This is a genomic window from Pseudomonas sp. B21-051 (assembly GCF_024748795.1).
Taxonomy (GTDB): domain Bacteria; phylum Pseudomonadota; class Gammaproteobacteria; order Pseudomonadales; family Pseudomonadaceae; genus Aquipseudomonas; species Aquipseudomonas putida_A.
On sequence record NZ_CP087166.1, the window covers coordinates 84962 to 99570 of the forward strand.

Below are 14609 nucleotides of genomic sequence, written 5' to 3' on the forward strand. Positions count from 1 at the left end.
TCTCCTTATCGGGCACGCTTAACCGCCAGTGTTTGCAGCCACCGGAGGATGTCGGGCGGTGATATCGAACAGCGTGTAGGACAGCGTCAGGTGCTTCACGTCCTTGGGCATGTCGCGGTCAACAATGAAACGCACCGGCATCTCGATCTGCTGACCGGGCTGCAGCACCTGCTGGGTAAAGCAAAAGCATTCGGTCTTGTGGAAATACGCCGCGGCGTTGCTCGGCGCGATGCTCGGCACAGCTTGCGCACTCATCGGTTTGTCGGTGGGATTGCGCGCGATGAAAATCATCTCGTTGACCGCGCCGGGGTTGGCGGTCAACTCGTCGTGCTTGGGGTAGAACTCCCAGGGCATGTCGATGTTGTTGGTCGACAGAAACTGCACGCGCACCTGGCGCGAACTGTCCACCACCTGCTCGCCCTCGTACTGCCCGGCGGTTTTGCCATTGATGCCGAAGGCCTTGCACATCACGTCGTAGATCGGTACCAGGGCGAAGCCGAAGACAAACATCGCCACCACCACGCCGAGCAGGCGGGTGACCAGTTTTTTCAGCGAGATCGAATCAGCCATGGTTCATGCCTCGCACCAGATCCCTTGTGGGAGCGAGCCTGCTCGCGAAGCAGGCAACTCGGTGCATCAGATGGACCGCGTCATCGTTCTTCGCGAGCAGGCTCGCTCCCACAGGGAGATTCGTGTTCATTTCACTTCCGGCGGCGTAGTAAAGGTGTGATACGGCGCCGGTGACGGCACGCTCCACTCCAGACCTTCGGCGCCATCCCACGGTTTGGCCGGGGCTGGCGGGCCGCCACGAATGGTCTTGATCACGATGAACAGGAAGAAGATCTGCGTGGCACCGAACATGAACGCGCCGATCGACGAGACCATGTTGAAGTCGGCGAACTGCAGGTTGTAGTCCGGAATCCGACGCGGCATCCCCGCCAATCCCACGAAGTGCATCGGGAAGAAGGTCAGGTTCATGCCGACGAACGACAGCCAGAAGTGCAGCTTGCCGAGGGTTTCGTCGTACATGTGCCCGGTCCATTTCGGCAGCCAGTAATAGGCCGAGGCGAAGATCCCGAAGATCGCTCCCGGCACCAGCACATAGTGGAAGTGCGCGACCACAAAATAGGTGTCCTGGTACTGGAAGTCCGCCGGGGCGATGGCCAGCATCAGCCCGGAAAAACCGCCGATCGAGAACAGGATCACAAACGCTACGGCGAACAGCATCGGCGTCTCGAAGGTCAGCGACCCCTGCCACATCGTGCTGGCCCAGTTGAACACTTTCACCCCGGTCGGCACGGCGATGAGCATGGTCGCGTACATGAAGAACAACTCGCCCACCAGCGGGATGCCGACCACGAACATGTGGTGCGCCCAGACAATGAACGACAGGAACGCGATGCTCGCCGTCGCATAGACCATCGAGGTGTAGCCGAACAGCGGCTTGCGCGAGAAGGTCGGGATGATCTGGCTGACGGCGCCGAACGCCGGCAGGATCATGATGTACACCTCGGGGTGGCCGAAGAACCAGAACACGTGCTGGAACAGCACCGGGTCACCGCCACCGGCGGCACTGAAGAAACTTGTGCCGAAGTGGATGTCCATCAGCATCATCGTCACGCACCCGGCCAGCACCGGCATCACCGCGATCAGCAGGAACGCGGTGATCAGCCAGGTCCAGACGAACAGCGGCATTTTCATCAGGGTCATGCCGGGGGCGCGCAGGTTGAGGATGGTGGCGATCACGTTGATCGCGCCCATGATCGAACTGATCCCCATCAGGTGGATGGCGAAGATGAAGTAGGTGACGCTTTCCGGCGCGTAGGTGGTGGACAGCGGCGCATAGAACGTCCAGCCGAAGTTCGGCCCGCCACCGGCGGTAAACAGGGTCGAGACCAGCAGCAGGAAAGCCGCCGGCAGCAGCCAGAAGCTGAAGTTGTTCATCCGTGGCAGGGCCATGTCCGGCGCGCCGATCATCAACGGGATCATCCAGTTGGCAAGGCCGACGAACGCCGGCATCACCGCCCCGAAGACCATCACCAGGCCGTGCATGGTGGTCATCTGGTTGAAGAACGCCGGTTCGACGATCTGCAGCCCGGGCTGGAACAGCTCGGCGCGGATCACCATGGCGAACGTGCCGCCGAGCAGGAACATGCAGAACGCAAACCACAGGTACAGCGTACCGATGTCCTTGTGGTTGGTGGTCAGCACCCAACGCATCAAGCCTTTGGCGGGACCGTGGGCGTGGTCGGCATGACCGTGGTCATCGATTACAGCGCTCATGGCCGGTCTCCTTTACGTGAGTGGACGGGGCTGGCCGGGGCGCATTGCCCCGACCGATTCACGAAGTACGCGATAGACCGGCTCATTTGCTTTCCGCCTGTTTGAGCTCCAGCACTTCTTTTGGCGTGACCATGTCGCCCTTGTTGTTGCCCCAGGCGTTACGTTCGTAGGTCACGACCGCTGCGATATCGACTTCCGACAGCTGCTTGCCGAACGCTGCCATGGCGGTGCCGGGTTTGCCGAAGTACACGCGGTGCAGGTGATCGGCTTTGGGCCCGGTGGCAATCGGTGAGCCCTTGAGCGCCGGGAACATCGGCGGCAGACCCTGGCCTTCGGCCTGGTGACAGGCCACGCAGGTGGTGTGATAGATCTTGTCGCCGCGCTCTTTAAGCTCGTCCAGCGTCCATTCCTTGCTGGTCAGCTCCTTGAGCTGCGCAGCTTCTGCTTTGCGGTCGGCAAGCCATTTGTCGTAGTCGGCCTTCTCTTTGACGTCGACCACGATCGGCATGAAGCCGTGATCCTTGCCGCACAACTCGGCGCACTGGCCACGGTAGAGGCCGGGCTTGTCGATGCGGGTCCAGGCTTCGTTGACGAACCCCGGGATCGCATCGCGCTTGACCGCGAAGGCCGGCACCCACCAGGAGTGGATAACGTCGGCGGAGGTCACGAGGAAGCGCACTTTCGCGCCGACCGGCAGCACCAGCGGCTTGTCGACTTCGAGCAGGTAGTGCTCGCCCTTGGCTTCCTTGTTGTGGATCTGTTCGGCAGGGGTGGCCAGGTTGCTGAAGAACTCGACATCCTGACCCAGGTATTTGTAGTGCCACTTCCATTGATAACCGGTGATCTGGATATCGATATCCGGCTCACTGGTGTCGTACATGCGGATCAGGGTGGCGGTCGCCGGAACGGCCATCGCCACCAGGATCAGCAGCGGCACGACCGTCCAGAGAATCTCGACGGTGGTACTTTCGTGGAATTTTGCAGCGACCTGCCCGGTCGAGCGGCGATGCACGATCATCGACCAGAACATGGCGCCGAAGACGATGATCCCGATCACCACACAGATCCAGAAAATGGTCATGTGCAGGTCGAATACTGCGTGACTGATTTCAGTCGCTCCAGGCGCCATATTCACAGTCCAGGCCGCATGGGCCGGGCTGAAAATCGACCACAACAGGAGGCCCATCCAGACGTGTGGATGTCGCATCATTGCGGGTTCCCCTTATCGTTCTTGTTATCCCGCCGGCTTTCGCCTGCGGCAAGGGAGCGGCTGCATCAGACTACGAACTTGAATCGCCGGGCCTTGCTGCGGGTGCAGTCGGGCGTCATCAGCTAACTCCATTCAATGGCGAGTATAGACAGCCATCGGGAATTGCAATGTCGTCGCGTAAATGATCTGGAACAGCCAAAGCTTGCGCTCAAGGGCACGAATGGAGAAGGATGCGGACGAGTGGTGGCAAACCGATATAACGCAGGTGTATCAAGGATGAAATAATTATGACAAATGCGTCTTAGCATTTTTCGTAAGCCAGCTAAGTTATGTCTTCCCTATTTCATTGCCTTGTTTCCTGGAGTTTTCATGAACACCGCCGCATTGCGCGAGCAGATCCAAAAAGCCCGACAAACCGAAAATGAAACCGGACGCCTCAAGCGTCAGCTGGAAGCCAAGTTGCCTCATCTGCATTCGGCCATCCAGTTGCCGGACGCTAACCGCGAAGAAGCGTTGACGAGCTTTGTCACCGCCTATATCGACGAAGTACCAGACATGCTGGACGCAGCCAATGAAGTTGCCAGGGAAGCGGGAATCGAGTCGCAGATCAAACCGGTGCTGAAAATCGCCGAGCAGTACTTCCTCCAGCCGCCGGTCGGTCTGGACAGCCTGCTGGATGAAGCCTATCTGGCGCACCGCTTTGTCGAAGAGGTCAACGACCTGTACATCAAGCACCTCGGCCAGCCACTGATCCCCTTGGACATGACGGTCGCCAATCTGATTGCTCACCAATTGCTCGGTGAGGAATTTGCCAATCAACTGGACGAAGTGGTGCATCACACTATCGACGAGATGCTCGACGACGAGAGTTTTGCGCTGGAATCGGTAGAGGCCTACCGCGACAAACTCAGCAGTCCGGACACCGGAGCGGCGTGGAAGCGCTGGCCGTGCATGGGCCGTCGCCTCGGCGTGGGCCTGGAGCTCGACCAGCCCGCTGCCTGAGTTACACACAATCCAATGTAGGAGCTGCCGCAGGCTGCGATCTTTTGATGTTGTTTTTAACAATCAAGAGCAAAAGATCGCAGCCGCGGCAGCTCCTACAGGGGTTGAGTTCAACCCGCAGATTTAACCGGCAGCGCCGATGCCTGTTGTTGTGCGAACCCGCCCCTCCAACCGTCGCTTCAACCCACGCGACTCGATCAACAGCTTCGACCCCTTCGCCGCATTCGCCCGGCCCCACTCCTCCAGTAACTCCAGACACGAATGGTCGATGTAGCTCAGGTTATTGAGCGGCACATGCACCGTCGTGCCCTGCGGAATGCTGCCCAGCACCTGGGTCAGCGCCGGTACCTTGAGAAAGGTCGCCGCGCCCACCAGACGCAATTCCATCTCGCCGTCCTGCGGCAGGTCGATCAGGCTGATCTTCAGGCGCGATGCCTTGAACGCCAGTTTCAACATCGTCAGACCGAAACCGATCAGCACACCGGTTAGCAGGTCGGTGAAGATGATCGCCAGTGCCGTGGCGGCGTAGGTGAACATCGGCATCCGTCCGTAACGGCCCAGGCCGCGAAAGGCTTTGAGATCCACCAGTTTGAACCCGGTGTACACCAACACGCCTGCCAGACTCGCCACCGGAATGCTTTGCAGCACGCTCGACAGCAACAGCACGAACGCCAGCAGCCACAGACCATGGAAGATCGTCGAGTATCGGGTGGTTGCACCGGCCTGGACGTTGGCCGAGCTGCGCACGATCACTCCGGTCATCGGCAGCGCACCGACCAGACCGCAGAGCATGTTGCCGACGCCTTGCGCCGACAGTTCACGGTCGAAATCCGAGCGCACGCCGTTGTGCATGCGATCCACCGCAGCAGCGGACAACAGCGTTTCGGCGCTGGCGATGAACGCCACGGCAAAAGCCGCAATCAACAGGGTTGGATCGGCGAGGCTGAGCAAGTCCGCCGGTTTCAGCCAGTCAATGGCTTCGGCCAGATTCTCCGGCACCTCGACCCGTTTAACCTGCAACGCCAACAGCAGGCTGGCGCCCGTGGCCAGACCGACGCCGAGCAGCGCACCGGGAATGAAGCGCAGCGAATGCGGGCGAAATTTCTCCCACAGCCACATCACCGCAATGGTCGCCAGCCCGAGCAAGCCGGCCTGCCAGCCGAACGACGGCAAGGCTTGCGACACCGCACCGGGGAACGCCGTTAAGTTATCCAGCCCGGACGGCTGCGGCTTGGCATCGAGCATCACATGCACCTGCGACAGAACGATCAGCACGCCGATCCCGGCGAGCATGCCGTAGACCACCGCTGGCGCCGTCACCCGAAACCAGCAACCGAGCTTGAGGCGCCCGGCCACCAGTTGCAGGAACCCGGCGAGCAACAGAATCGGCCCGAGCATCTCGATCCCGTGCTGGCGCACCAACTCGAACACCAACACCGCCAGACCTGCTGCCGGCCCGCTGACCTGCAACGGCGAACCCGCCAGCCAACCGACCACCAGACCACCGATGATCCCGGTGATCAGGCCTTTGGCCGGTGGCAACCCGGAAGCAATCGCGATACCCATGCACAGCGGTAGCGCGACCAGAAACACAACCACCGAAGCCAGCAGCTCCCGTGGCAACACCGCTTTCAATTGAGCAGCACGCATGGTGACTCTCCCGAAGTTTTCTTCAGGCATGGCTTCGCCGAACCGCTGAAACAGCGGCCGGCATCAAACCACACAGATTTTTAGGAGGATTTAGAAGCGCGCTTTGGGCGTCGCCACCGGAATCGGATGGCTGCCGTCGAGCGGCAGGAAGCGTCCCTGATCCGCGTCGTAAGCCTTGATTTCGCTGGTTTCGATGTTGTAGACCCAGCCATGGATGAACAGTTGACCGTTCGCCATGCGTGAGGCTACCGAAGGATGGGTACGCAAGTGCTGCAGTTGGGCGATGACGTTCTCCTCGGTGAGGATCGGCATGCTTTCTTTTTCGTCGGTGCAGTTACAGTTTTCGTGCACCATGGTTTTTGCCACTTCGGCGTGGCGCAACCAGGCTTTGACCGTCGGCATTTTTTCCAGGCTGTCCGGATTGAGCACTGCGCGCATGGCACCGCAATCGGAGTGGCCGCAGATGATGATGTGTTGCACGCCCAGCGCCAGCACCGCGTATTCGATCGCGGTGGAAACGCCGCCGTTCATCTGGCCGTAAGGTGGTACGACATTGCCGACGTTACGGGTCACGAACAGATCGCCCGGTGAACTCTGGGTGATCAGCTCGGGTACGATGCGCGAGTCGGCGCAGGTGATGAACATCGCCCGCGGCGATTGCGCCGTGGCGAGTTTCTTGAAGAGTTCTTCCTGCTGCGGGAAGACCTCATGATGAAAATGCAAAAAGCCGTCAACGATCGTACGCAGCGCTGCATCGGCGGATTCCGCCCCAGGGACGGCTTGCGCCGACGCAGCCAACGGCTGTTTATCCTTGTCACTCATGATTCATCCTCTTTGGCGGATTCGGGGAGTCATTCCCGTGTGTTCCGGTATGAAGCCAGTGGCTGTTTAAAACATCCGGGCCATCCCGACCCGTCAGTCACTCGATGAACAAGGTAGCCGCCGAAACTTAACTCAAACTGAATCGAGCGCTCTAGAACGTGTGTTCCAGGTCACAAAAACGTGACTGGCGTATTTCAACGGAGGGATTCCAACCCTCAACCATAAGCCGATTGTCGCTAAATCAACGACATCTGGCGACCCGGCGGACAGAAGGCCGCGCGATCAAGTTGAAAAAAATTTCATCTGTGCCATTTGATAATGAGGAGGAAGTTGGTATTAGTTGGATTTAGTCTCGTGTTAGTTGTTTTATTTGTAATCGATCTTATTATTTTGAAATGACTAAGTTGTTGTGGCTCAATCGTTTTGTTCCTATAGTTTTTTGGCGGGCATGATTAGTGTGTTCGTCTAATTTATTATTCAAGGATTGAAAAAATGACAACTCAAACTACATTTGTTACTACCATGAATGCGCTGCGCGAATTTCATAAGGCAAGTTGCGATCATACGCCTGGGGCGCGCCGCCAAGTTCTGGTCAAACCGTTTTACCCAACCGTTTCTGCGCTCACTTCGCTGACACCGGAAGAAACCGCGGCAGTTGAAGGCTTGAAAGACGATTCGCAAAGAAACGGTGCCGCTAATACCAATGAAATTCAGAATCAGATCACCGCGGACACCGAGCGGTTCAAGGAAAGCGGTGGTGGTGACGCTGCCAGCGAGGAGTTCAGGAAGCGTATGGAGGAGAAGCGTGCAGCGCAGAAAGAATCTTCCAACAAGATGATCGATGATATGTACGATAAGGCTATTGATATTGGTGAAAAATATCCGGCGACTCAGGGTGTAATCCTTTCTGTGTCGGATCAGATCATGGCGTTTTTCAGCAAGTTATACAACGAGATCTATTTCTGGGTCAGCAATATTGTTGAGCAGTTTGTCGAGTGGGTTAAAAACGCTTGGGAAAACATCAAGAATACCGCTCGTCGCATCGTCGACTGGATCGGTAACTGGTTCAAATAACAGCTTCTCCGAAGCCAGTAGATCCAAATAATCGCTTGATGGAGCCAGACTCCCTCAGGCGATTTTTTATTGTTTGCGCTCTGCCTACAACAGAGACATTTGTGCCCCTGGCGGACAAAAAGCCGTGCAGTCGAGGTCGTAGCCATCACGATGATTGAGGCCAAGACGCTTGATGGCTTTGGCAAAACGTTGCGCCAGCAAGTCGGCGAACGGCCCCTCGCCGCGCATCCTGGCGCCGAAACGGCTGTCGTAGAGCTCGCCGCCACGGCTCTGGCGGATCAGGCTCAGGACATGGGCCGCGCGCTGCGGATAGTGTGCGTGCAGCCATTCCTCGAACAGCGGCGCCACTTCCAGCGGCAAACGCAGCATCATGTAGGCGGCACTTTGTGCACCGGCGGCATGCGCCTCGGTCAGCAGGCTTTCGATTTCGCTGTCGTTGATCATCGGAATCATCGGCGAACACAGCACCCCCACCGGAATGCCTGCTTCGCGCATCACCCGGATCGCCCGCAGCCGTGCTTTCGGTGCAGCGGCTCGCGGTTCGAGGATACGTTTGAGTTCATCGTCCAGCGTGGTCAGGCTGATCATCACCGCCACCAGCCGTTGCTGCGCCAGCTCGGTGAGCAGGTCGAGGTCGCGCAGAATCAGCGAACCTTTGGTGACAATGGTCACCGGGTGCCGGTAGCGCAACAGCACTTCAAGGGTCTGGCGGGTGATCCGGTGTTCACGTTCGATGGGCTGATAGGGGTCAGTGTTCGAGCCAAGATTGATCGGCGCGCACTGATAGCCGCGCTTGCTGAGCTGCTCTTCCAGCACCTGGGCGGCGTTGGTCTTGGCGATCAGCCTGGTCTCGAAATCCAGCCCCGGCGACATGTCCCAATAAGCGTGGCTGGGCCGCGCATAGCAATAGATGCAACCATGCTCGCAGCCGCGATAGGGATTGATCGACCGGTCGAAGGGCAGATCCGGCGAGGTGTTGCGGGTGATGATGGTTTTCGCGGTCTCGATCATCACCTCGGTGTTTTGCGTCTCGGGCACTTCCTGATACCAGCCGTCGTCCTCGGCTACCGAACGATTCGGCGCGAAGCGGTTGTGCGGGTTGGTCGCGGTGCCGCGACCGCGGGGAGGCAAGGGCGTGTGCATCGGAGGTGTCCTGATGGCTGTATGTGCATACAGTATCGCTGGTGCGAGGAAACAGCCAGTGCCGTTCGGCGATTCGGGGGATGTGATCCAGGTTATCCGGTTTATTGATTACCTTTTTTTACTGCAACCCGGAGACACATGTTTCAAGTAGCAGTACAACTTGCAATGTCGTTAGTATCCGCCGTGTTGTCATTCTGCTATTCAATATTTAAAAGGAATTAAACGTGTCTAACTTTAACCATCGTGGCATCTTTCTGCAGAAACTTGGTCCGACGCCGGTTGATCCGGATGAAGTCCTGGTGTCCATGCAGTTTGCGCTGAAGCAATCCGGCTGGGATGCAGAGAACGCCGTGCAGACCGACTCTCTGCTGGATTCGCGGATTATCATTGCGTCGTCCTATGACGGGGGCAAGACCTTCGATGTGCGCAATGACAAGGATGTCGATGGTGACGGTGATGTCGATGCAGATGACAAGGCCAAGTTGCTGGCGCTGGCCAAGGCTTATGTAAGTATCATGAATCCGTAATAGGGATCGGACGCTATGTTAGTTGTGGCGTGAATATAAAAAAGCCCTGCCCGTATTAAATACGAGCAGGGCTTTTTATTAGTTGCTGTGGGTCACCTGACCGAGATCATCAGCCGAGGTGGTCGTCATGTCGCTGGTGCGTAAATGACTGACCTCGTTGGCGCTCACCGGCGCCCCTTTGTTACCCCAACTGCCACGGATGAAACTCACCACATCCGCCACTTCCTGATCCGACAACCGCCAGGCGAATCCCGGCATGGTGAAGGTCGAGGGTGCCGTGTGCGTCGCCGGCAAGGTGCCGCCCTTGAGCACGATGTGGATCAGTGATGTCGGATCCTCCGATTGCAGCACCGGGTTACCGGCCAGCGCCGGGAAAACCCGGGTGTAACCGTGGCCGTCAGTACGGTGACAGGCCGCGCAGTTGTCGATGTACACCGCTGCGCCGCGCTGACTGTCGTCGCCGTTCCACAGGGCTTTGGCCGCTTTCTCGTCGTACTGGTGCGGCTGGTCCGCCGGATCATTGGCCGGCAGCGACTTGAGATAGCGGGCGATCGCGGTCAGGTCGGCATCGGTCATGTATTGCATGCTGTGGGTGACCACATCGCTCATGCCGCCGAACACCGCACTGCGGTCGTTGCGTCCGGTCTTGAGGAATTGCACCAGCTGCTCTTCGCTCCAGCTGCCCAGGCCATCCTTGTGATCACCGCGCAGACTCTTGGCGATCCAGCCTTCCAGCGGCGCACTGCCGGCGAGGAAGTTCTTGCCGTCCGCCGCGCTCAGGGATTTTTCCTGCATGGTCAGCGCCCGTGGCGTATGGCAGGCGCCGCAATGGCCGAGGCCTTCGACCAGATAGGCGCCACGATCGATCACCGGATCATCCGAGGTGGCCTTGTAGTCCTCGACCTTCGGCGCAAACAGCCAGCGCCAGCCCATCAAGGGCCAGCGCATGCTCAGCGGCCATGGAATGTCGCTGGCCTTGTTCTCCTGTGTCACCGGCTCGACGCCGTGCATGAAGTAGGCGTACAGCGCTTTCATGTCGCTTTCGCTGACACGGGCGTAGGACGGATACGGCATTGCCGGGTACAACGTACTACCGTTTTTGGCGACGCCGTGACGTACGGCCTGGTCGAAATCCTCGAAGCTGTAATCACCGACGCCGGTATTGTCCGGGGTGATGTTGGTCGAGTAGATCGTGCCGATCGGCGTTTCCATCGGCAGGCCGCCGGCGAACGGTTTGCCGCCCTTGGCGGTGTGGCAGGCCACGCAGTCGCCGGCGCGGGCGAGGTATTCGCCTTGTTTGATCAACGTCTGATCAACGTCGGCGGCGTGTACGGCAGCACTGCCGAGCAGGGCCAGGGTCGCGATAACGAGATTTTTCATGGTCATCGCTCCTTATGCCTGAACCAGCGGGCCGGGGTTTTTCAGGTATTGCTCGCGGATCGCCTTGGCCGACCAGTAGGTCAACGCCGCCACCAGCCCGGTCGGGTTGTAACCCAGACCCTGCGGGAATGCCGACGCGCCCGGTACGAACACGTTGTGCACGTCCCAGCTCTGCAGATAGCGGTTCAACGCGCTCTTCTTCGGATCGGTGCCCATGATCGCGCCACCGTTGAGGTGAGTGGTCTGGTAGGCCGCCGTGTTGAAGTGATCACCAACCTGCTTGCCGATCACCGCAATGGCTTTCGGGCCCATGGCTTGAGCGACCTTGCCCATTTTCTCGACCATGAAGCGGTTCATCTTGATGTCGTTTTCCTGCCAGTCGAAGGTCATGCGCAGCAGCGGCAAGCCGTAGGCATCGCGGTACACCGGATCCAGATCGAGGTAGTTGCCACGGTAGGACTGATGCGCGCCGTGGGCATCCATCGACACCTGATGGGTGTAGTAATCGGCGGTCGCGCGCTTCCACTGGCTGCCCCAGGCCGGAGTACCCGGCGGGTTCGAGGTGCCGGCAATCGGGCGGCTACCGGCCTGGTTGACCCACATCGGCGAGCCGCCGACGAAGCCATGCGGGCCGTGGTCGAAGTTGTCGGCGTTGAAGTCATCCAGCGCCACACCGTTACCGCCGGCACCGATGAAGTTGTTGGTGTGGGTGTCCTTGTCGAAGAACGCCTTGATGGTCGCCATGTTCTGGTAGGCGAAGTTACGCCCGACCACGCCTTCGCCGCTGATCGGGTCGTAAGGTTTGCCGATGCCCGAGAGCAGCATCAGGCGCACGTTGTGCAACTGGAAGGCGCCGAGGATCACCAGATCCGCCGGTTGCTCGATCTCGCGACCCTGGCCGTCGATGTAAGTCACGCCGGTGGCCTTGGACTTGGTGCTGTCGAGGTTGACCCGCAGCACATGCGAGTTGGGCCGCAGCTCGAAATTCGGCAGGGGCTTGAGCGCCGGCAGAATGTTCACGTTCGGCGACGCCTTGGAATACATGTAGCAAACGTAACCGCTGCAGAACCCGCAGAAGTTGCACGGGCCCATCTGTGCGCCATAGGGATTGGTGTATGGGCCTGAAGTATTCGCAGAGGGCAGGTTGTAGGGTTTGTAACCGACCTCTGTCGCCGCTTTGCCGAACAGTTGTGCGGAAACCGTATTCTTCTGCGCTTGCAGCGGGAACGGATTGGAGCGATCCGGTGCGTAAGGGTTACCGCCCTTGCCCTGACCGACCAGTTGGCCGTTCACGGTCCAGGCCTGGCCGGAGGTGCCGAAGACCTTTTCGGCGAAGTCGAAGAACGGCTCCAGCTCTTCATAGCTGACGCCAAAGTCCTGGATGGTCATGTCCTTGGGGATGAAGCTTTTGCCGTAGCGCTCTTCGTAGTGGCTGCGCATGCGCAGTTCGATCGGATCGACGCGAAAATGTACGCCCGACCAGTGCAGGCCGGCGCCGCCGACGCCATTGCCCGGCAGGAACGCACCCAACTGGCGGTTCGGCAGGGCGATGTCGTTGACGCTGTGGCGGATGGTGACGGTCTCTTTCGATATGTCCTGAAAGAGTTTTTTGCGCACGCTGTAGGTGAGTTCATCGATCACCTGCGGATAGTTGCCGTCGGGGTAGGTGTCCTGCATCGGCCCGCGCTCCAGCGCCAGCACGTTGAGCCCGGCTTCGGTCAGCTCCTTGGCCATGATCGCGCCAGTCCAGCCAAAACCGACGATCACCGCGTCGACCTTCTTCATTACGGTTGCCATGCTCAAGCCCTCTCGCCGCGAATCGAAACTGCCGGGAAGGGGTATTGTTCGTTGCGTTCCACCCAATCCATGAAATCGGCGCGGGCGCCGGGGAAGCCGATCATGGTCCAGCCGACCATGCCTTTATTGCCGCCGTGGATCGGGTCGCAGAAGAACCCTTCCTTGGTGTTTTGCAGCAGCAAGCTGAAGAAAATCTTCGATGGAACCGCATCGAACTGCGGTTTTCCGGCTTCGAGCTGCTTGAGCAAATCTTCTCGGGTAGCGCTGTCTTGCTCGGCAAATGTTTTACCGTTGAGCGATTTTGCCCACTGATCCGTGGCAGCGATGCCCAGGCGATAGATCTCTTTTGGCACCAGTTTGCTCTGCCAGCCCATCTCCGGCGCAGCGTCGGCGTTGAACGGACCTTGCATGTACCACAGGGCACCGGCGGCGTACGGGGTGTTCATCTGGCGGTCGATGTATTCCGGTACGCCGGCTTCCAGGGCTCCCGGGCCTTGCTCGTCGTTGGGAATCAGGTGCGCCACGGCGGCGTTGATGAAGGCCCATTCCTCGGCGGTGAAATAGCTCGGCTGGTAAGTGCCGGCCTCACTCTTCGCAGGAGTTGCTGCGGGCGTCGCCGGGGACGCTTCAGGCGCAGCTTGCAAGACGCTGCTGCCCAGACCGCTACCGGCGAGGGTGACCACGGGAATCAGGGTCAGGGATTTGCGCAAGAACTCACGCCGCGGGTTGTCTTGATCTGCATCAGACATGGGGTGCACCTCATCAGGCATTGATGGTTGTCCGTTTCTGCGAACGGCTTGAGCATTTTTTCGTCGCGGCGTGGCCCGGTGGTTGACCGGGAAAAGGGGGACGCCTGCAACATCGTGTGACAAATGGTAGCAGGCTATGCATCGGGTTGAACCGATTCAGCGGAAAAAGCTGCGGTTTTTTTACCGGGCGCTCCATGAAATCCCACGGATTCACGATTCTTTGACAAGTGCCTCACAGGGCTTTGACCGGCAGACGTGGAAGCTGCGAGGCCTTTCATTGATGAATTCCGATACGGTCAGCCCAGCATGTCTCGAGTGCGCCTTTTTCCTGCTTTGTGTTTGTCGCTTGTTGCCCTGTTGCACTTGATGCCAGCCCAGGCTGACGCCGCTGTCACATCGCGCCCGCCGGAGTGGGCGCAACCGGTTGAAGTGCAATACAACCTGTTCCAGATGTCGCCGACGCTTTACCGCAGCGCCTTGCCCGACGGTGGCGTGGTTCCATTGCTGAAGAACCTGAAAGTGGCGACGGTGATCAACTTCCTGCCGGAAGCTGACAGCAGTTGGCTGTCCGAGCCGGGCATCAATCAAGTGCAACTGCCTTATCGCACCAACCATGTCGATGACGCCGATGTGCTCAAGACGTTGCGCGCGATTCAGACAGCCGAAGCCAACGGCCCGGTGCTGATGCATTGCAAACATGGGTCTGACCGCACCGGCCTGATGGCGGCGATGTACCGGATTGTGGTGCAGGGCTGGAGCAAGGAAGACGCGCTGAATGAAATGACGCAGGGCGGTTTTGGTGAAAGCGGCCATTTCAAGGATGGCGTACGTTATGTGATGCAGGCTGATGTCGACAAACTGCGCACCGCGCTGGCCAACGGCGACTGCAGCACCAGTGCGTTTGCCACCTGCTCGATGAAGAGCTGGTTCCAGTCGGTCAACCTCAAGTAAGCCGCACCCTCCACGGCATTG

General features: G+C 59.0%; 13 protein-coding genes. 4 read left to right on the forward strand and 9 right to left on the reverse strand.

The genetic code is table 11. The annotated features are described in order from the left end of the window. Nucleotides 1-18: 18 nt before the first annotated feature. The 3 genes from LOY52_RS00410 to coxB all read right to left on the reverse strand — a co-directional run bounded on the left by LOY52_RS00410 (nt 19) and on the right by coxB (nt 3493). Nucleotides 19-570: a cytochrome c oxidase assembly protein gene (locus LOY52_RS00410; protein WP_096797313.1), complete on the reverse strand. Its 552-nt coding sequence runs from the start codon at nt 568-570 to the stop codon at nt 19-21. A gap of 126 nt (nt 571-696) precedes the next feature. After that, complete coding sequence (gene ctaD, locus LOY52_RS00415) at nt 697-2283, reverse strand: cytochrome c oxidase subunit I (protein WP_007962785.1); 1587 nt, start codon at nt 2281-2283, stop codon at nt 697-699. 82 nt (nt 2284-2365) lie between these two features. Next, nucleotides 2366-3493 carry a cytochrome c oxidase subunit II gene (gene coxB, locus LOY52_RS00420; protein WP_007962788.1) on the reverse strand — a complete coding sequence of 376 codons (1128 nt, stop codon included), beginning with the start codon at nt 3491-3493 and terminating at the stop codon, nt 2366-2368. 369 nt (nt 3494-3862) lie between these two features. Here coxB and LOY52_RS00425 point away from each other — a divergent pair, with 369 nt between their 5' ends. Further along, nucleotides 3863-4495: a hypothetical protein gene (locus tag LOY52_RS00425; protein WP_007962790.1), complete on the forward strand. Its 633-nt coding sequence runs from the start codon at nt 3863-3865 to the stop codon at nt 4493-4495. Between the two features lie 123 nt (nt 4496-4618). Here LOY52_RS00425 and LOY52_RS00430 read toward each other — a convergent pair whose 3' ends face one another. Next, nucleotides 4619-6145, reverse strand: coding sequence for a SulP family inorganic anion transporter (locus LOY52_RS00430; protein WP_258677623.1), 1527 nt, complete (start codon nt 6143-6145; stop codon nt 4619-4621). Between the two features lie 90 nt (nt 6146-6235). Next, a complete protein-coding gene (locus tag LOY52_RS00435; RefSeq protein ID WP_098966495.1) occupies nt 6236-6967 on the reverse strand; it encodes a carbonic anhydrase in 732 nt (243 codons plus the stop codon). Between the two features lie 492 nt (nt 6968-7459). Here LOY52_RS00435 and LOY52_RS00440 point away from each other — a divergent pair, with 492 nt between their 5' ends. Further along, complete coding sequence (locus LOY52_RS00440; protein WP_258677626.1) at nt 7460-8041, forward strand: hypothetical protein; 582 nt, start codon at nt 7460-7462, stop codon at nt 8039-8041. 84 nt (nt 8042-8125) lie between these two features. Here LOY52_RS00440 and LOY52_RS00445 read toward each other — a convergent pair whose 3' ends face one another. After that, nucleotides 8126-9184, reverse strand: coding sequence for a PA0069 family radical SAM protein (locus tag LOY52_RS00445; protein WP_258677627.1), 1059 nt, complete (start codon nt 9182-9184; stop codon nt 8126-8128). A gap of 224 nt (nt 9185-9408) precedes the next feature. Here LOY52_RS00445 and LOY52_RS00450 point away from each other — a divergent pair, with 224 nt between their 5' ends. Then, nucleotides 9409-9711 carry a hypothetical protein gene (locus LOY52_RS00450; RefSeq protein WP_258677629.1) on the forward strand — a complete coding sequence of 101 codons (303 nt, stop codon included), beginning with the start codon at nt 9409-9411 and terminating at the stop codon, nt 9709-9711. 78 nt (nt 9712-9789) lie between these two features. Here LOY52_RS00450 and LOY52_RS00455 read toward each other — a convergent pair whose 3' ends face one another. From LOY52_RS00455 to LOY52_RS00465, 3 genes are read right to left on the reverse strand one after another with little or no spacing between them, the layout of a single operon-like run. Then, nucleotides 9790-11091 (reverse strand): cytochrome c, encoded by a 1302-nt coding sequence (locus LOY52_RS00455; protein WP_258677630.1) that lies wholly within the window; start codon nt 11089-11091, stop codon nt 9790-9792. A 12-nt stretch (nt 11092-11103) separates the two neighbouring features. Beyond that, nucleotides 11104-12888: a GMC family oxidoreductase gene (locus LOY52_RS00460; RefSeq protein ID WP_258677632.1), complete on the reverse strand. Its 1785-nt coding sequence runs from the start codon at nt 12886-12888 to the stop codon at nt 11104-11106. A gap of 2 nt (nt 12889-12890) precedes the next feature. Continuing rightward, the gene (locus LOY52_RS00465) at nt 12891-13637 is read right to left on the reverse strand and encodes a gluconate 2-dehydrogenase subunit 3 family protein (RefSeq protein ID WP_258677635.1); all 747 of its coding nucleotides are present in this window, start codon (nt 13635-13637) and stop codon (nt 12891-12893) included. Nucleotides 13638-13943: 306 nt separating this feature from the next. On the opposite strand from LOY52_RS00465, the gene LOY52_RS00470 reads away from it, so the two are divergent. Continuing rightward, entirely contained in the window at nt 13944-14588 is a 645-nt protein-coding gene (locus tag LOY52_RS00470; RefSeq protein ID WP_045122161.1) for a dual specificity protein phosphatase family protein, read from the forward strand. Nucleotides 14589-14609 lie beyond the last annotated feature (21 nt).